This window comes from Paenibacillus sp. S02, assembly GCF_019454065.1.
Lineage (GTDB): Bacteria > Bacillota > Bacilli > Paenibacillales > Paenibacillaceae > Paenibacillus > Paenibacillus polymyxa_B.
Genome location: NZ_CP073682.1, coordinates 3,081,767 through 3,099,416, shown reverse-complemented (window position 1 = coordinate 3,099,416; position 17,650 = coordinate 3,081,767). Strand labels below are relative to the sequence as shown.

The following is a 17,650-nucleotide window of genomic DNA, read 5'->3' as shown; positions in this document are numbered from 1 at the left end:
TCCGCTTAGTTAAACAGATCTTTTAAAATTGATAGAATTATAGAGAAATACTAAAAGAGAAATGACAAAGCAAAATAACCGTCATAAGTACGTCAGATAAGAAAAGCTCACGTGTGCATTCAACCGGTAATGAGAGGGTTCACTTGGTAACCTAACTTTAAACTGACGAGGAGTCAATAATCGAAAATATGATGAACTGAAACGGATTTTTCTCCGCTACATTTTCCGGATCCCCGTCATACAGACAGCCATTCAATTTGCATTCTTCATCGAACATCTTTGGCGTGGTCGGATTATACTCCTAAAAGACCTGATCTTAATTTCGGTCATAAAATCATTCTTTACCGATCATTCTAAATATGTTATATTGTTGGCGTGGGAGGAATACACGGATAAGAAGCCAAGAGTTATGAGGAGTGGTGTGAGATCTTGCCGTGGAGCTCTTCTACGCATATTAGAATGATCATTCTCGTTATAACAGATGGAGAAGGGATGGATTGAACATGGAATATCGTGTATTAGGAAATACAGGCCTTAAAGTAAGCAGTTTTGTATTAGGTACAGGTACTTTTGGTTTTTGGGGGAATAATACGGAGAAAGAAGCTGCAATCATTCTGGATGAAGCTTTGGCAGGAGGCATTAACCTAATCGATACAGCGGATGTCTATTCAAGTGGTCAATCCGAAGAAATTCTGGGTCACATCCTAAAAGGACGCAGACAGGATGTTATTCTGGCCACGAAAGGCGGAATGCCCATGGGCAGTGGGATCAATCAATCCGGTAACTCGAAAAGTTGGATTAAGCGTGCAGTAGAGGATAGTTTGAGAAGGTTGCAAACGGATTATATCGATTTATATCAACTACATCAGCCGGATCTCCATACCGATATTGAAGAGAGTCTTGACGCACTTACGGACTTGGTTCGTGAAGGGAAGATTCGCTACATTGGTACATCCAATTTCCAGGCATGGCAAGTGACCGAAGCACAATGGACTAGTGAACGCAAAAATACCGCACGCTTTATATCCGAGCAAGCCCCGTATTCCATTTTGAATCGAAGCATCGAATTCGATCTGCTTGCTGCAACAGCAAAATACGGAATGGGCGTACTTGTTTGGAGCCCACTTTCGGGTGGCTTACTAACGGGGAAATATCGTTTAGGAGCAGCCGTTGCCCCGGATTCAAGAGCAGCCACCTTCGCTGGACGCTTAAAATCTGTTGTTGACCCTAATCGAGAAGAAAATCGCACCAAATTTGAAGCCATCGCCAAGCTCCAAACTCTTGCAGATGAAGCAGGATTAAGTTTGCCTCATCTCGCCATGGCATTTACACAAGCTCATTCGTCGATTACTTCCGCCATTGTGGGGGCAAGAGCAATTGAGCAACTACGTGAAACGCTAAAGGGTAGTGACATCCGATTGAGCACTGATATCCTGGATGCGATAGATGCCATCGTTCCGCCGGGAGTAACCCTGGATGCGCTGGAAAAAGGCTGGACGCCTGATTGGTTACAAGCAGACAAACGGAGATTCCTACGTTAAATATATAAGATAAGCCTCATAGCTGTAATGTATTCACTTTTTTATTTCCAGTTTGCCGATCGTTCACTAAATTGTATAATGATTATTCGAGGTGATGACGATGGCAAGATCAAAAGAATTTGAAGTTAATGAAGTATTAGATAAAGCAATACAACTATTCTGGGCACAAGGATATGAGAAAACTTCAATGCAAGATTTGGTTGAGTTTATGGGTATTCACCGAAGAAGTATTTATGATACCTTTGGGGATAAGCATGCCTTATTTATGAAAGCTCTCGAACGATATGAAACGAAGCAGACCAACAAAATGAGGTTTCTGATTGAAAAACAAAAACCGATCAAAGAATTAATTCGGGAGTTGTTTGAGTCGACAGTAAGAAATGAAGGAGAACCTCTAGGGTGTTTTCTCGTGAATTCAGGCGTGGAACTCGGCGTGTTGGATCCTGAAGTTGCATCCTTAGTTGATGAGAGTTATTCGCGAACTGAGGAATTCTTGACTAACCTTGTTCTGGAGGGTCAACAATCGGGTGAGTTCAAGGCTGTCCTTGATCCTGTAGTTATTTCTCATTATTTAATGAATGCGTGGTTGGGGCTACGTACGTTGGTAAAGACAACAACGGATCAGCAAAAATTAAAGAATATTATTGATATGACACTGTCCGCTTTAGATTAAAAGTGGAATTACAGCATGGCAGGCAAAAGGAGTCACCCAAATGGAAGTTTGTTTCCGTGATACAAGTTCTTGTCCCTCTAGCGGAAGAAAGAACTTGTATCTTATGCCTCAAACAAGTCAAGGAATACCGCTCCAAAATTAAAATTCTTAGCCATAAAAAAATTCTTTACTGTTCGTTCTAAAATTGATATGCTAATAGCAAGTTAGATCTAACTGTTTTTTTACCCTAATAAGAATGATCATTCTAAAATCGTCTTTAAAACTCATTTATACTAATCTGCATGTTATGAAGGAGAGAATATTATGAAGTATACAGTTATCACAGGAGCAAGTTCAGGGATTGGATATGAGACGGCATTGGCGTTTGCTGCACGCGGCAAAAACTTAATTTTGGTAGCTAGAAGATTGGATAAATTAGAAGAACTTAAATCAGCAATTCAGGATATTGATCCTACTGTAAATGTTATTGTTCGTACAAGTGACCTGTCTGTTACAGATCAGGCTTACACACTATATAACAATTTAAAGGAATACCAAATTGAGACATGGATTAACAATGCGGGGCTCGGTGAAGCTTCTTTTGTAGCAGAACAGAATTTAGATAAAGTTGAAACTATGTTACGTGTTAACATCGAATCCTTGACGATCCTTTCTACACTATATGTGCGAGATTATGCTGATGTAGAAGGAACTCAGTTAATTAACGTCTCATCCGCACTCGGATATGCCATTGCTGTTGGGAGTGTTGCTTATTCTGCATCAAAATATTACGTTAGTGCCTTCACAGAAGGACTTGCAAAAGAACTAGAACTAAAAGGGGCAAAACTAAAGGCAAAAGTTTTAGCACCAGCTATAACGGAAACGGAATTCGTGAAGAAATCAATAGATGCTGAAGAATTTGATTACAAAGCAAACATGCCTAAGTACCACACTGCCAAACAAATGGCGGGCTTCATGGTAGATCTTTATGATAGCAACGAGGTGGTAGGGATTGTAGACCAGAACTATGATTTCAATCTGAGAGGCGAAATCTATCCAATAATTTCAGAATTTTAAATCGAATTAATATATCCATATAATTTCATTTGAAGAGGAGAGTATCAGAATGGAGAAGTTGTGGAGTAAAACGAAAATTGGAGAAATGGAGTTACCACATCGTTTAGCAATGGCACCAATGACACGTAGTAGATCGCAAGAAGATGGTGTACCGGAAGAGCTAACATCTCTTTATTATGCTCAACGAGCGTCAATGGGACTCATTATTACTGAGGGTGTACAGCCTTCTGATGATGGACAAGGTTACTTATGGACACCTGGGATCTATACGGATAAACATATTGAAGGATGGAAAAAGGTTACAGATGCAGTGCATAAAGCAGGTGGATATATGTATATCCAATTAATGCATGCTGGTCGCATGTCGCACCCTGATAATACACCACATCATCGCCAACCTGTTGCGCCATCTGCAATCGCGCCCGGTGTAGAAATGTTTACTGCTAAAGGTATGCAGGACATTCCCGTTCCTCGTGAGTTAAGTGAAGAGGACATTCAAACGACCATTGCTGATTTCCGGAAAGCAGCAGCAGCGGCTATTAAAGCAGGTGCGGATGGCGTTGAAATTCATGGAGCCAATGGTTATCTGATTAATCAATTTATCGGAGAAAACTCGAATACACGGACAGATGGATACGGGGGATCTATAGAAAATCGTGCTCGCTTTGCGATCGAAGTAACGAAAGCCATCATCGAAGAAATTGGAGCAGAAAGAACAGGCTTCCGTATTTCGCCAGGGACACCTCTTGGTGGGATCCAAGATGGTGAACAAGGTCCTGAACTTTATCGCTACCTTGTAAAGGAATTAGCTCAATTGGATTTAGCTTACCTTCATGTCATGCATCTTGGAAATGAAAAGCTGCTCCAAGACATTCGCTCAATCTGGACGAATCCATTGTTAGTCAATCGTGCTGGACGAGCTCAGGAAGATCTTAGCGTGGATATAGATAGTGGCCTTGCTGATCTGGTGCCCGTTGGTGTGTGGTCATTAGCCAATCCAGATTTAGTGGAACGACTTCAAAAAGGTGCTCCATTGAACGAAGCAGATCCGACAACATTCTTTGGTCTGGGAAGCAAAGGTTACACGGATTATCCTACGATGGAAGAATTAGAATCCCAAGAGGGGTAACAATAGTGAATATGGTATATCATGGCGTACGACTGAAAGTTGTACGCCATGATTTATCTACTCTACCTTGATTTTATTAGCCAAGCACTGAATATTTATTTTGATCCACCTACACTCTTAACTAGTGATTGCATTCATGGTGTGCTACCCCAAAATTAGCAAAGGAAGAGGATGAATCATGAGAGCAGCACAAATACAGAAATATTCAAAAAAAATCCAAGTGGAATTAAATGATATTAACATACCACATATCAATAGCCATGAGGTTCTTGTCAAAGTAAAAGCTGCAGGTGTAAATCCACTGGACATTCTTAATCTGAATGGCAGTGTTCGGATGATTGCTGACTATAAGTTGCCATTAACTTTAGGGAATGAACTATCTGGCGTTATTGAAGCCGTTGGTGATGATGTTTTGAATTTTAAGGTTGGTGACCCTGTTTATACGAGGTTGCCGCTTAATAAAATCGGTGCTTTTGCTGAATATGCGGCCGTGGATGAAGATGCTTTATCCATCATGCCTGAAAATCTATCTTTTATTGAAGCTGCTGCGGTACCCCTTACTGCCTTGACTGCTTATCAAGCATTGCACGATGTACTCCATGCCCAGCCGAATAAAAAGCTATTCATTCCTGGAGGAACCGGAGGATTTGGCGCTATGGCAATCCCCATTGCCAAATCAATGGGATTATATGTTATTACAAGTGGCAGTGAAAGAGGCAGATCACGTACACTGTCGATCGGGGCTGATCAATTCATAAATTATAAGGCAGAGAATTATGCTAACATACTGTCCGATATCGATTATGTGATCGACACCTTGGGTACCAAAGAGATCAAAGCTGAACTGGGCATTTTAAAACGACAAGGGAAATTGGTATCATTGAAAGCCGGACCTAATTATCGCTTTGCGGTTGATAATCATTTTCCAATGTGGAAAAAAGCATTGTTTGGTCTAGTGGGTGCTCGCTTAGATTCTTTAGCGCGTAAGAATCAAAATGAATATCGTTTTTTATTTGTGCAAGCCAATGGAAGTCAATTACAAGAAATCACTAAACTTGTTGAAAAAGAAAATATCAAGCCCTCTATAGATTCAACTTATACGTTTGGTGACATTAACAAGGCGCTGATTAAAGTGTCGACGGGCCACTCCCAGGGCAAAGTGATTGTGACCTTCTAAATAATAAGCAACTTAAGTGATGTTGCTCACGTGTTCTGAGAATAAACAAATTATACTGTAGGCCGAAGTAAGCACATCTGAGTATGACACTGGGGATTTGACGGAGTTATTTGACGGAGTATCTGCATAAAGTAGGGGGTGGCATAAGGGTGATTCACAAAACTTCAATTACAAAAGAAAAAACTTCTCCATATAGCTAATCTATCCATACAACTTATATTAAAATTACATTTTTTTCATGATACTAGAATGTTAATTCTACTATTTGTTTCTAAAACGTGCATTCTAGCGAGCTAAATAACGGAATTCGCGGACCTTTATGAGCGCTAGTACACGCCGGTGTAGAATTACTCTCGAATGACTCGGCACATGAACATAGTAAAAATATTATAGACGCCGTTCCGAGATTTGATATTACTTTGTGAATCCAAAAAAAGGGGAGAAGAACAGATACTTAGTCATGTGGATGTTGATTATTTAAAGAATTGGTTCTCATTAATGCAATCCCCCTGACCAATGTTTCTGGCAGGGGGATTGCATTAATATAAGTTCTAGTTTACATACTTCTCTATCGTGCTTCGGACTGCACCAGGACCTGCCAGCATCTCATGAAACATGGCTTCAATCTTGTCGCCCAGACCAATCTCATATAATCGGACACCGAACAGTTTGTCATCCTTGAGGAGGCAGCGGACCTCGGAGGTCTGATCGCCCAGCTTCGTATTCTGCAAATATCCCTGTAATGTATCCAGTAACGGGTCCGGACTGAGTGTGAAGGGTGCTCCTTGATCATCCACTCCCAGCAAATAGCGACACCAGATCGCAATGGTCAAGGGAATAGCAGTCAAGTTCGCAGGGTCAAGTCCTGCTGTGCTAGCATAAGACTTTATGGTTTCACCAAAACGGATGCTCATCTTTTGAGAGGTATCTGTCGCAATCCGCTGAGGCGTATCCGGAATATAGGGATTGGCGAAGCGTTCCTGCAATACCTCGTCAATAAATGGTTTCGGTTGGATAATACCGGGATCAACTACAACAGGCAAACCTTCCTTGTAGCCAATGGTTTCCACCAGACGACGCAATGTGTGATCCCTCATTTCATCTGCAATAAGCTCATACCCAAGCAGACACCCAGCTAGGGCCAGCGCTGTATGCAGCGGATTGAGACAGGTAGTGACTTTCATCTTCTCCACTTTGTCCACCGTATCCCGATTCGTGAAGATGATGCCAGCGTCCTCCAGTGCAGGTCTCCCGTTCGTAAACTTGTCTTCAATGACCAAATACTCGCTAACCTCAGCATTGACAAAGGGAGCCGTATACGTATGCCTGGAGGTAACGATCATCTCCATGTCGGCTAACCCCAGCCCCCGAAGAGCAGACTGTACTTGCAAGGAAGGGCGGGGGGTGATTTTGTCAATCATGGTCAGGGGGAAGGTTATTTTCTCCTCATTCTGCAGATAGTCTGCAAATCCTTCCTCTACCAGGCCTCTGCGAGTCCACTCCTTGGCGATAGCAATCATACTATCCTTTAACAGATCGCCGTTATGGGAGCAATTATCCATGCTCACAAAGGTCATTGGATGCCGCCCCTTCAGATAACGCCGATAGGCAAGCGAAGTAGCTATGCTCATCACATGCATCGGCTGTTCAGGACCATTCGTCAAATCCCTCTCCACAACAGCCAGATACTTGCTGTCGGGCCCAGTCAGGGCGTATCCTTTTTCCGTGACAGTAAAGCTGGCCATCTGCAGGGACGGATTTTCAAATATTTCAATCAGACGGAGGTAGTCGTCTGGACGATTTTGCTCTGCTGCGAGTCCCTCAACGATGCTTGCGACCACGCTCTTGTGAAATCTTCCGTCTGCACTCATCAACACCAGTAAGGTTAAATTGTCGTAAGGCTTATAGACTTTGTCGATCATTTCAAAATCAAAGGCTTCGGCTGCAATAATACCTGTATCCGCTTTCAATCTATTCAGCAGTTGTTGCTGCGCGTTGGCTATCAACCCTCGAAAAATATTGCCTGCGCCGAAATGCACCCATTGCGGTCTAACTCGGGTGTTATTGGCTACAAGCTCCAGATCATATTTTGGCAGTTCGATGTCTGCTGCTTTCCAGGTCGCCTTGTCTGAAAGGCCTTTCCGGTCAAGTTGGAGCATTTATTTCACTCCTTTGCCTTGAGCGAGACTATCCCAGACACCAAGCAAGTACATAACTCCCAGTGCACGGTCATACAAACCGTAGCCTGGCCGACAATTCTTTTCTTCCCCCCATAGATGTCTGCCGTGATCTGGGCGTACATATCCCTGATAGCCGTTCTCGTGATAAGCTCTAACTACTTCCGGAACATCGACGCTTCCGTCCTTCCCGCGGTGTGACACTTCAATAAAGTCACCATTCTCAAACACCTTGACATTACGAATATGCGCAAAATGAATACGATCATGAAACTCCCGAATCATGGCAGGCAAATCATTCTCAGGATTGCTCCCCAGTGAGCCTGTGCAGAAGGTTAGACCATTATATGGGCTGTTCACTGCATCTAGGATGTGCTGGATGGTCTCACGACTACGGACAATTCTCGGCAATCCGAAGATGGGCCATGCCGGATCATCAGGATGAATGGCCATCTTGATGTCAACCTCCTCGCAGACCGGGATGATGCGCTCAAGAAAATACTTCAGGTTGTCAAACAACTTGTCTTCTGTGACATCCGCGTAAGCAGCAAAAAGTTCATCCAGTCTCGCCAACCGCTCCGGTTCCCAGCCAGGCATGGTGAACTTTCCGGCTCCCTCAAGAATCCGATCCACCATTTGGCGAGGATCATCGGTAATGGCAGCCTTTTCATAAAAGAGGGCGTTGGACCCGTCAGGCAGTTCCTTATACAGCTCTGTTCTTGTCCAGTCAAAGACAGGCATAAAGTTATAGCAAATCACCTTAACTCCCACTTTGGCTAATTTTCGAATAGTGTCGATATAAATGTCAATATATTGATCGCGGGATGGCAGGCCGATTTTGATATCATCGTGGACATTTACACTTTCTACGACCGCCGTACTAAAGCCCTTGCTCGTAATCTGATCAGCTACCTCCTGAATTCGCTCCATTTCCCATACTTCACCGGCTACCTTATCATGTAAAGACCAGACAATGCCCATAACTCCCGGAATTTGCCGGATATGATCCAGTGTAATATTGTCGTTGCCTTCCCCATACCATCTCCAGGTCATATTCATAACGATACCCTCCCTGATTGTATTTCGTTTGTCTTGTATACAAGTTTGAGTTGATCATAAATTATAGGATTTGTTCTTGTCAATGATAATTTCAGAGGAGTTCGTCACCTCAAAATGCTTTATAATAAAACTAGATATATAAAGTGAAGGTAGGAATGATATGTTTACAAAAGAAGAAATCATGCAACTGTTGAAAAAAGATATTTTGTCACTGACCTTAAAGCCGGGTACTCTTCTCAGCGAGACGACCTTGTCAGAACGCTTCCAGCTGTCCAGAACTCCGCTACGCGATGTATTGAAGTGGCTTGCGCTTGAGTCCTACATTGATATTTATCCCAAGAAGGGGAACATTGTGTCCTATATTGATCTGGAGTCCGTTGAACAAATTATTTACTTAAGAAGCGCATTGGAAAAGGAGATTATGAAGGAGCTTTCTTCGCAAATTGCATTAAGCGATGTACAGAAGCTGAGCGATATTCTGGACAGACAGAGAGCTGTGATTGAAGAAGATCATGCTACGGATCAATTTCTCAGTCTGGATGATCAGTTTCACCAAACCATGTTCCAATTGGTGGGGCGGGGGTTTCTTTGGCAGCTCATTCAGCAGTCGAATGTTCACTACATCAGATATCGCAAGCTGCATATGCTGGAAACAGGGAAGCTGATGGGCATCTGGCATGAGCACCAGGCTATGCTTGAATACATACTGAATAAGGAAACAACCAAAATGGATGATCTGGTTCATCATCATCTCAGAGAGGATATCCATTCGCTCGATTTTCTCCGGAAGTTCGCTGATTATATCAAGAAATAAGGGGCTAGCTCAAATTAACATGTATGAATATTGAAGAAGTGAGTAAATCATGGGGACTGTTCTACGAGTTGGATATGTCGGTGATAGAGCGAGTAAGAAATGCGAGACTGCAGCAAAATTTAAGGCCGGCAACGTGCTGGCCTGTGTCATTCCATTTTTGCTGGTGAGTATTGTTATTTATCGTCAGGCGGTGTTCAAACTGGAGGAATCCTCACAGGAGTTTGCGGCCTTGTATACATGGCAGATGGAATCCTTCTTGAAGCGACGGGAAAAGGGCTGAAATTTTTTAAAAAATAGCAGAACGCATCAAGTTGTATTATGGAGAACACTATGATTGACTGTACTCTTCGAAGAAGGTCATGGGGCAACCGTAAGGTTCAGTATCCTGTAGTCCCTCGTACAGTTATTCATTGTACGAGCATATGTCTGGTCAAGTTCTTGTCTGGCTTGGGACAGCTTAATACCTTAAATTAAATCAAGCCTAAATTGGTGACCGTTATTAAACCTTGATGTTTGCCTTTCTTATTAACTTCAGCAATACCCTCAGCTTGTGACTGTTTGATTCCCAACCCTAACTTGTATTTCCGTTAAATACTCTTCCTCAAGTATAGTATCTCGATTATCAACCTCGTAAATTTCAAAAGGACTGCCCAATATTTTCAAGTTATTTTCTTTTGCATACGTAATTACTTCTATTATTCTGTCTGTGCTTTGATGATAACTTCCACGATAATAAAGTGAAAGATATTCTCCTGCGGGAAGAGTAAAGTCATATTCATTTTCATCTTGATCCAGAATAAAAAAAACAGAGTTAAACACAACCGGTGCGCCATCTTTTAGCTCATCAACCGATACAGAAGCTGCATAAAGTTGATTTCCGAAGTCATGAATCTTTTTTTCATGTACTATCTTTGTTCCTTCGTTTGGAGCTCCTTTAACTGCTTTTGAATGAGCACCTGTTCTTCATGCAGTAGTTCCAAAGTATTGTCAATACTCTGATAATCCAAGTACTCTTTGATTTGTTGCATGGAGAAATCTAATAGACGAAGATCGCGAATGATATTTAACTTGTACATATCGTTAAGACCGTAAATGCGGTAACTATTCACATCACGTTGAGGTTTCAATACGCCTAACTTCTCATAATACCGCAATGAATCAATACCAATTCCATAAAGTTTCAATATTTCACTTATTTTATAATAGTCTTTCATTACACTCACACCTTTACATTTCTAAATGTAATTAAAATTCTTGACTCTAGTATAATACCAGGGTTTAGTGTGGTTCATACAGGATAGAAATTAATTATAGCTAGGAAGTGAGCAATTTGATTCAACGTGAGATATTTGATCAAATATTCATTATTATGAAAGAATCCTTTCCTATCATCGAATATCGAAACTATGAAGAACAGAAGGAATTACTTTCTAATCCGCGTTATCGTCTGCTGACTGAGGAGAATAAGCAAGGCGAAGTGATCGCTTTTCTCGCGGGTTGGGAATTTGAGATTTTTAGATATGTAGAGAATATTGCTGTTTCCCCGACGATTCGGGGAGGGGGGATAGGAAAACGTTTAATGAAGCGGTTTATAAAGCAATCTACTTTGCCAGTAATCCTGGAAGTCGAACCGCCAGAAGATGAGCTAAAGCAGAGAAGGATCAGGTTTTACGAGCGTCTTGGGTTTCGATTAGGGAACTACAAGTATCTTCAGCCTCCGCTGCGCGCGGGAAATTCTAATTTTCCTTTATGTATCATGAGCTATCCCGATCTTTTGACAGACTCGCAATTTAAATTCATAAAAAATCAACTGTACAGGGAGGTGTACAATGTTCCGGCTGTTTACCCGAATTCAGTTTAATTTATTTGAGCAAGGGACGCATTATAGTAGGTCAAGTAAAAATAGTGTGGGGGGAGGAAAAAGCTCTTAAGGCTTGATTCGTATAGAATGAAAGTTCCGACACCTGCATTCAAACAGGACAAAAATGAAGATTCCCTGTTTTAAGACCATAAAATTGGGCGAGTAGTCGGGTATAATGTTTTACGCAACCGCTCGCCGTAAACCTCCTAAACCGCTGCGTAAAAAGGAGAATTATATTACAATTGAAAAAAATACTGAAATATTTCCATGATGTAAGTAAAAAATGCCAGATCAATTCTAGATTATAAAGGGGGGAACAATATGTGCAGATACGCAATGTACGGCCCATATAAAGATATCTTTGCCTGTTTTACCTGCAGGAAGGTATATAAGCAGACATCACGGTTTGAAATACATGAACGGGTTGGCCATGTCTGTCCGCAATGCCAGGCATCCATGCATGACATGGGTCATGATTTTCAGGCCCCAAAGCAAACGGATATTAAGCAGTGGAAAAAGGTGGAGCTACTATATCAACAAGGATACGCTTACCACTCATGCGGCTGCGGTGGCCCCGGGTACAGACCCTCCCGGCTGTCGGAGGTACCTGAATTTCTGGAGATACAGCGAACGTTTGAGAATAAGAGAGAGGTGCTGCTGTACCGGCTTTTGAAGAGCTAGTTGACGCGGGCTTATAACAAACGTAAGTGAAAGTAAAGTAAATTTGGCAAATGTAACAAACATATCCTGGATATATTATTACATATCACATTGTTTCACAGTAAGTGTAAGCCAGGAATAGAGAATGAAATAAATTATCTTCTTTTTAGTTTATCATAAAGAAGAGCCTATAGAATCACATGTGAGATGAAGTGAATTATAGAAACTTTCATGTTTTCCCATTTTCCCAAGTGCAAAGATGAACGTGCCCGGAAAAAATATAAGAGGTTCACTATACGCGCTTCGTTCGCTGAACTAGCGGGCAGGTTAGCTCATTAAGAACCCGACGCAACTTCAGGATTTCCTTAGGCTACATAGGACCGATAGGGAACTATGCAGTAACTGAGTTCGGCTCGAGCCATGGTTTTTGATGTGACTAATGATAGGGGAAATCAAAAAAGAACCTGGATAGTTTTATCAGGTTCTTTTATATTGCATATAAAACAGACACGATGATATAATCAGATTACGATTTAGAAAATTTTAATGGACAAAATCATCACATCTTATAATTAAACTTTACCATGCCGCTAAACTCTTGTCAAATGTTTTTTTCTCAATTTAATAGTTAGGAGAGATATTGAATGAGTTCTTTGGTTCTCGGTTTTCAGGAAATGGAAAAAACGCAGCTTTTGCTCGTTGGCGGAAAAGGGTTGAATTTAGGGGGATTATCAAAAATTGAAGGAATACATGTACCAGAAGGTTTTTGTGTTACAACAGTGGGGTATCAAAGAGCCATCGAACAAAAAGAAATGTATTATGCATTGTTGGACCGACTAACAAGGCTAAAAGCAGAAGAACGAGCTCAAATTGGTGAAATCAGCAGGCAGATTCGACAAATCATTATGGAAGTAGAAGTTCCTTCCGATGTTGTGGAAGCAGTTACTCACTATCTCTCCCGGTTCGGAGAGGAACATGCTTATGCAGTACGTTCTAGTGCGACTGCTGAAGATTTGCCACATGCCTCTTTTGCTGGCCAACAAGACACCTATTTAAATATCATCGGCAAAGAAGCAATCTTGCACCATATCAGCAAATGTTGGGCTTCCCTGTTTACGGATCGCGCGGTTATCTACCGTATGCAAAATGGATTTGACCACAGTCAAGTTTATTTATCCGTTATCGTTCAAAGGATGGTTTTCCCACAGGCTTCAGGAATTTTATTTACCGCTGATCCGATTACATCCAACCGGAAGCTGCTATCCATCGATGCCAGTTTTGGACTTGGAGAAGCACTGGTCTCTGGCTTGGTATCTGCCGATTGTTATAAAGTACAGGAAGGGGAAATCATCGATAAGAGGATAGCAACCAAAAAATTGGCTATCTATGGACGAAGAGAAGGCGGAACAGAGACCCGGCAGATCGATCCCGATCAGCAAAAGACTCAAACCCTTACTGAACAACAAATTTTACAACTGGCACGTATGGGAAGACAGATCGAAGCTTATTTTGGCTATCCACAAGATATCGAATGGTGTTTGGTTGATGATACTTTTTATATTCTCCAGAGTCGTCCAATCACGACTTTATACCCGATCCCTGAAGCGAATGATCAAGAAAATCACGTTTACGTATCTGTCGGTCATCAACAAATGATGACTGACCCGATAAAACCATTGGGATTGTCTTTTTACCTGTTAATAACTTCTGCACCCATGCGTAAAGCCGGGGGAAGGTTGTTTGTTGATGTTACACCTATGCTGGCTTCACCTGTCAGCAGAGAAACTTTCTTAAATACCCTGGGAAAAAACGATCCGCTCATAAAAGACGCATTTATGACCCTAATAGAGCGAGATTTTATAAAATCGTTATCAGATGATAGAAAAGAACGGAGTTCCGGTAATAGCAGTAAAGGGTTGTCGTCTGCAGGTTTTCAAGCACAAATCGAAAACGATCCGGCAATCGTTTCTGATTTGATTAAGAACATTCAAACATCGATAGAAGAATTAAAACAAAACATCCAAACGAAATCAGGAGCAGATTTATTTGATTTTATTCTGGAAGATCTCCAGGAATTAAAGAAGATCTTATTTGACCCACAAAGTTCAAAGGTTTTTATGACTGCTATGAATGCTTCGTCATGGATCAATGAAAAAATGTACGAGTGGTTAGGTGAAAAAAACGCAGCAGATACGCTTTCTCAATCTGTACCAAACAACATTACTTCGGAAATGGGTCTGGCGCTATTGGATGTCGCAGATGTGATTCGTCCTTATCCGGAAGTCATTGATTATTTACAACATGTAAAAGAGGATCATTTTTTGGATGAACTGGTTAAGTTTGATGGTGGACAGGAAACTCAAGACGCTATCTATGCTTATCTCAACAAATACGGAATGCGATGTGCCGGTGAAATTGATATTTCAAGAACTCGTTGGAGTGAAAAACCAATTACACTTGTCCCCATGATTCTCAGTAATATCAAAAACTTTGAGCCTAATGCTAGCCATCGGAAATTTGAGCAGGGGCGACAGGAAGCTTTAGAAAAAGAACAAGAGTTATTAGATCGATTGAAGCAATTACCGGATGGTGAACAAAAAGCTGAAGAGACAAAACGAGTGATCAGCTTAATCCGGAATTTCATCGGTTATCGTGAATATCCCAAATATGGCATGGTTAATCGCTACTTCGTTTATAAGCAGGCTTTACTGAAAGAAGCTGAACAACTCGTACAAGCTAGCGTTATTCTTGAAAAAGAAGATATATACTATCTCACTTTTGAAGAACTTCATGAAGTCGTACGCACAAATAAACTGGATTATCAGATCATCAGTAAACGAAAAGACGATTACAAATTTTTCGAAAAACTAACTCCGCCACGTGTTATCACGTCTGACGGTGAAATCATTGCAGGTGAGTACAAACGAGAAAATCTCCCAACCGAAGCTATTGTAGGTCTACCTGTTTCTTCTGGACTTATAGAGGGGCGAGCACGTGTCATCTTAAACATGGAAGATGCTGATCTAGAATATGGAGATATATTAGTCACCTCCTTTACTGACCCCAGCTGGACACCATTGTTTGTATCCATAAAAGGCCTAGTCACCGAAGTTGGTGGACTGATGACTCATGGAGCCGTTATCGCACGTGAATATGGCTTACCCGCAGTTGTCGGAGTGGAGAATGCTACCAAGCTGATAAAAGATGGGCAACGAATTCGCGTGCATGGAACAGAAGGGTATATCGAAATATTGTAATGGCTGAATACGCTAAGTAATAGCCTCTGTCACATGGATAAAAGGGCGGTTACCCTGTTTATCCTTTTATCTACCCATGACACAAAGCACCCAAAAAAAATCAACTGATTTTAAATTGGGGGTTGTACTTTAAGAACTTATTTGTTTAATGATCGAAAAAACACATTTACGGCAATAGGTATAAGTTCTTTTCCTCGACTCGAGACAAGTACTTGTACCGTTATAACAAAAAAAGCCGCTAAAATAGCGACTTTTAATGTCTTGTTCTCGACAGTATCAGGTGTTAAATACCCAAATGTGCCCTCAGAGTCGAACCTGCATATTTGCTTCTGAACAAGCCTTTTTCAACCAACTGCGGCATTAGTTTTTCGAAAAATATTTTCATAGATTCTTCTGAACCGCCTGGAAGAGCTATAAATCCGTCAATAGCCCCAGCCTCAAACCGCTCAATAATATTGTGCAATACGTCCTCAACTGTTCCAACGGAAACCCAATGAGCAGATCCGACGACCTCGGGTCTTGCCAACACATCTTCCACTGTAGGCTGATGATTTATAATAAACCGGCGCAAAAGCTCAGCATGTGTCCGGCTGCGGACTGGCTGATTCGGATCAGGAAGCATATCGGCAGTTACGCGATGATCCAAAGCAAAGCTGCTTAAATCAAGGCCAAGCACTGACTTGAGCATTGCATGTCTGCGCTCCATACTCAAATGCGCATGTGCTCAGTAGCAGCTTCAAATAAGAAATGTTGAAATGCGTATTTCAGGTGGTAGAATACTTAAGGATATAGCCTATACAACGAAATTAACTCAGATGAACTCTCCAAATTTGAATAGATTTCAAATAGTTGAAATGGGCTGATTCTACTTTCGATTGTTTTCAAGAATAAAAAAAGAATTTTTCAGAAGTTTTCTTTAACTTTTGGCCAAGAAAATTTTATGATATGTTTGATGACAAACATTCGCTGTTTTTGCAGGCAATGGATCGTTACAGAGGTAAGGTCAGCAACACTTTACTCGCAGAAATTAAAGCGTCCAAGACAGCAGTGGAAGCACTGTATAAAATTTTCGAAGTTATGATCAGTGAGGTAGAGGACACGCCATCAGGTTACTTGATCGTAAACTCTGCGGTGGAGCTGGGCGCACTGAAGCTTTTGGAAACATGATGCAGCTACTTCTACAAGTAATAGATGAGCATTCCTGAAGTGCTATTCAATATGGTGAGCAGAGACTTACCAAAAAAGTAGCTTGGAATCCGTTAAAGGATTTCAAGCTACTTTTTTTGTGCGTGCCATCAATTGGTGAGGGCATTTTCTATCGATTTAATTTTGTGAATCTCTTCGGTTCCAACTTCCAAAGCAGTTTCGTAGTAAGAACATTTGTGCTCAAAGACTTCCATGGTTCTTCGTAGTTCCTCCATTTGTCCTTCCACAATAGCTTTTCGCTCCGTAAACATGTCATATCTTTGCTTCAGTGTGGAGTCCCCTTCAGAACACCATTCAACGAAGTCCTTAATGTCTTTAATAGACATCCCAGTCAGTTTCAGACATTGAATGATCTTAAGAAAGTCAATGTCGGAGTCTTTGAACAAGCGTGTTCCGCTCGTGGTACGTTCTACAAAAGGCATGAGTCCTTCCTTTCGTAGTAACGCAATGTATATACCGTAAGGTCTAATTTTTTAGCAACTTCACTGATTGAATAGGTCATGTACAATGAATTCCTTTCTACTAGGAGTATACTTCGGGTTAACTCTAGGATTGATCCGAGTGAATTCTACCATGCTATAAATGCATGTCAAAGTGCATCGAAGATAAAAAATAAGATAAACATTTGACCTAGAGTTAACTAGAGGGGGGCGCTTGAATTATCCATTCGTTCCTGGACACGAGATTGCCGGGATTGTAACGGATGTATGAACCCTTCTGGGGTGAAATGTGATAACTGCCTCAAAGGAAATATTCCTACCTACGATGGGGCAGACATTTACGGTGAGCCTACACAAGGTGGATAGTTCTACCCATATATGATCTCTACACACACTGGCCGTAAAGAGTACAATGGTTAATCAAAAACGAAGAAGCCCATAAAGCGAATGATTGCAGATACATTCAAGGGTATTCGCGCAAAGAAACTTTTTGTCCTTTCGGCGTGATCTTAGCAGCAGTACTTTCCCACGTAGATTACTGAAAAGCATCGAAAACATACACTAGAAATTATAGGTTTATTCAACAGAGCGATATAGAGT

General features: G+C 41.4%; 15 protein-coding genes and 2 pseudogenes. 11 read left to right on the top strand and 6 right to left on the bottom strand.

The genetic code is table 11. From position 1 onward, the window contains the following. The first annotated feature begins 503 nt into the window (after window positions 1-503). From KAI36_RS13575 to KAI36_RS13555, 5 genes are all read left to right on the top strand, one after another. Complete coding sequence (locus KAI36_RS13575; protein WP_220025124.1) at window positions 504-1,541, top strand: aldo/keto reductase; 1,038 nt, start codon at window positions 504-506, stop codon at window positions 1,539-1,541. A gap of 100 nt (window positions 1,542-1,641) precedes the next feature. Continuing rightward, complete coding sequence (locus KAI36_RS13570; RefSeq protein WP_220025123.1) at window positions 1,642-2,214, top strand: TetR/AcrR family transcriptional regulator; 573 nt, start codon at window positions 1,642-1,644, stop codon at window positions 2,212-2,214. Window positions 2,215-2,517: 303 nt separating this feature from the next. Continuing rightward, complete coding sequence (locus KAI36_RS13565) at window positions 2,518-3,270, top strand: SDR family NAD(P)-dependent oxidoreductase (RefSeq protein WP_220025122.1); 753 nt, start codon at window positions 2,518-2,520, stop codon at window positions 3,268-3,270. A gap of 49 nt (window positions 3,271-3,319) precedes the next feature. After that, window positions 3,320-4,399 (top strand): alkene reductase, encoded by a 1,080-nt coding sequence (locus KAI36_RS13560; protein ID WP_220025121.1) that lies wholly within the window; start codon window positions 3,320-3,322, stop codon window positions 4,397-4,399. Between the two features lie 178 nt (window positions 4,400-4,577). After that, window positions 4,578-5,576 carry an NADP-dependent oxidoreductase gene (locus KAI36_RS13555; protein ID WP_220025120.1) on the top strand — a complete coding sequence of 333 codons (999 nt, stop codon included), beginning with the start codon at window positions 4,578-4,580 and terminating at the stop codon, window positions 5,574-5,576. Between the two features lie 551 nt (window positions 5,577-6,127). Here KAI36_RS13555 and KAI36_RS13550 read toward each other — a convergent pair. Beyond that, window positions 6,128-7,735 carry a mannitol dehydrogenase family protein gene (locus KAI36_RS13550; RefSeq protein WP_220025119.1) on the bottom strand — a complete coding sequence of 536 codons (1,608 nt, stop codon included), beginning with the start codon at window positions 7,733-7,735 and terminating at the stop codon, window positions 6,128-6,130. Next, complete coding sequence (gene uxuA, locus KAI36_RS13545; RefSeq protein ID WP_220025118.1) at window positions 7,736-8,812, bottom strand: mannonate dehydratase; 1,077 nt, start codon at window positions 8,810-8,812, stop codon at window positions 7,736-7,738. It abuts the gene before it with no gap. 160 nt (window positions 8,813-8,972) lie between these two features. Between uxuA and KAI36_RS13540 the strand changes: the two genes are divergently transcribed. Beyond that, complete coding sequence (locus tag KAI36_RS13540; RefSeq protein WP_220025117.1) at window positions 8,973-9,626, top strand: GntR family transcriptional regulator; 654 nt, start codon at window positions 8,973-8,975, stop codon at window positions 9,624-9,626. Between the two features lie 49 nt (window positions 9,627-9,675). Then, entirely contained in the window at window positions 9,676-9,906 is a 231-nt protein-coding gene (locus KAI36_RS13535) for a hypothetical protein (protein WP_220025116.1), read from the top strand. A gap of 263 nt (window positions 9,907-10,169) precedes the next feature. On the opposite strand, the gene KAI36_RS27295 is transcribed toward KAI36_RS13535, so the two are convergent. Together KAI36_RS27295 and KAI36_RS27290 are read right to left on the bottom strand one after the other, a co-directional pair. Continuing rightward, complete coding sequence (locus KAI36_RS27295; protein WP_258382165.1) at window positions 10,170-10,445, bottom strand: GyrI-like domain-containing protein; 276 nt, start codon at window positions 10,443-10,445, stop codon at window positions 10,170-10,172. Between the two features lie 86 nt (window positions 10,446-10,531). Then, a complete protein-coding gene (locus KAI36_RS27290) occupies window positions 10,532-10,810 on the bottom strand; it encodes a MerR family transcriptional regulator (protein ID WP_258382164.1) in 279 nt (92 codons plus the stop codon). A gap of 146 nt (window positions 10,811-10,956) precedes the next feature. On the opposite strand from KAI36_RS27290, the gene KAI36_RS13525 reads away from it, so the two are divergent. The 3 genes from KAI36_RS13525 to ppsA all read left to right on the top strand — a co-directional run bounded on the left by KAI36_RS13525 (window position 10,957) and on the right by ppsA (window position 15,404). Then, window positions 10,957-11,487, top strand: coding sequence for a GNAT family N-acetyltransferase (locus KAI36_RS13525; protein WP_258382163.1), 531 nt, complete (start codon window positions 10,957-10,959; stop codon window positions 11,485-11,487). Window positions 11,488-11,808: 321 nt separating this feature from the next. Continuing rightward, window positions 11,809-12,168, top strand: coding sequence for a hypothetical protein (locus KAI36_RS13520; protein WP_220025115.1), 360 nt, complete (start codon window positions 11,809-11,811; stop codon window positions 12,166-12,168). Window positions 12,169-12,791: 623 nt separating this feature from the next. Continuing rightward, the gene (gene ppsA, locus KAI36_RS13515; RefSeq protein WP_220025114.1) at window positions 12,792-15,404 is read left to right on the top strand and encodes a phosphoenolpyruvate synthase; all 2,613 of its coding nucleotides are present in this window, start codon (window positions 12,792-12,794) and stop codon (window positions 15,402-15,404) included. Between the two features lie 283 nt (window positions 15,405-15,687). On the opposite strand, the pseudogene KAI36_RS13510 reads toward ppsA, so the two are convergent. After that, a pseudogene (locus KAI36_RS13510) lies at window positions 15,688-16,128 on the bottom strand (LLM class flavin-dependent oxidoreductase); the annotation flags it as partial. A gap of 221 nt (window positions 16,129-16,349) precedes the next feature. Between KAI36_RS13510 and KAI36_RS13505 the strand changes: the two are divergent. After that, window positions 16,350-16,571 carry a hypothetical protein gene (locus KAI36_RS13505; RefSeq protein ID WP_025723218.1) on the top strand — a complete coding sequence of 74 codons (222 nt, stop codon included), beginning with the start codon at window positions 16,350-16,352 and terminating at the stop codon, window positions 16,569-16,571. 128 nt (window positions 16,572-16,699) lie between these two features. Here KAI36_RS13505 and KAI36_RS13500 read toward each other — a convergent pair. Next, a pseudogene (locus tag KAI36_RS13500) lies at window positions 16,700-17,112 on the bottom strand (MerR family transcriptional regulator). Between the last annotated feature and the right edge of the window lie 538 nt (window positions 17,113-17,650).

Coding starts and splice junctions, on each gene's coding strand:
- KAI36_RS13575 (WP_220025124.1), top strand. CDS start 504: ATGGAATATCGTGTATTAGGAAATACAGGCCTTAAAGTAAGCAGTTTT.
- KAI36_RS13570 (WP_220025123.1), top strand. CDS start 1,642: ATGGCAAGATCAAAAGAATTTGAAGTTAATGAAGTATTAGATAAAGCA.
- KAI36_RS13565 (WP_220025122.1), top strand. CDS start 2,518: ATGAAGTATACAGTTATCACAGGAGCAAGTTCAGGGATTGGATATGAG.
- KAI36_RS13560 (WP_220025121.1), top strand. CDS start 3,320: ATGGAGAAGTTGTGGAGTAAAACGAAAATTGGAGAAATGGAGTTACCA.
- KAI36_RS13555 (WP_220025120.1), top strand. CDS start 4,578: ATGAGAGCAGCACAAATACAGAAATATTCAAAAAAAATCCAAGTGGAA.
- KAI36_RS13550 (WP_220025119.1), bottom strand. CDS start 7,735: ATGCTCCAACTTGACCGGAAAGGCCTTTCAGACAAGGCGACCTGGAAA.
- uxuA (WP_220025118.1), bottom strand. CDS start 8,812: ATGAATATGACCTGGAGATGGTATGGGGAAGGCAACGACAATATTACA.
- KAI36_RS13540 (WP_220025117.1), top strand. CDS start 8,973: ATGTTTACAAAAGAAGAAATCATGCAACTGTTGAAAAAAGATATTTTG.
- KAI36_RS13535 (WP_220025116.1), top strand. CDS start 9,676: ATGGGGACTGTTCTACGAGTTGGATATGTCGGTGATAGAGCGAGTAAG.
- KAI36_RS13520 (WP_220025115.1), top strand. CDS start 11,809: ATGTGCAGATACGCAATGTACGGCCCATATAAAGATATCTTTGCCTGT.
- ppsA (WP_220025114.1), top strand. CDS start 12,792: ATGAGTTCTTTGGTTCTCGGTTTTCAGGAAATGGAAAAAACGCAGCTT.
- KAI36_RS13505 (WP_025723218.1), top strand. CDS start 16,350: ATGTTTGATGACAAACATTCGCTGTTTTTGCAGGCAATGGATCGTTAC.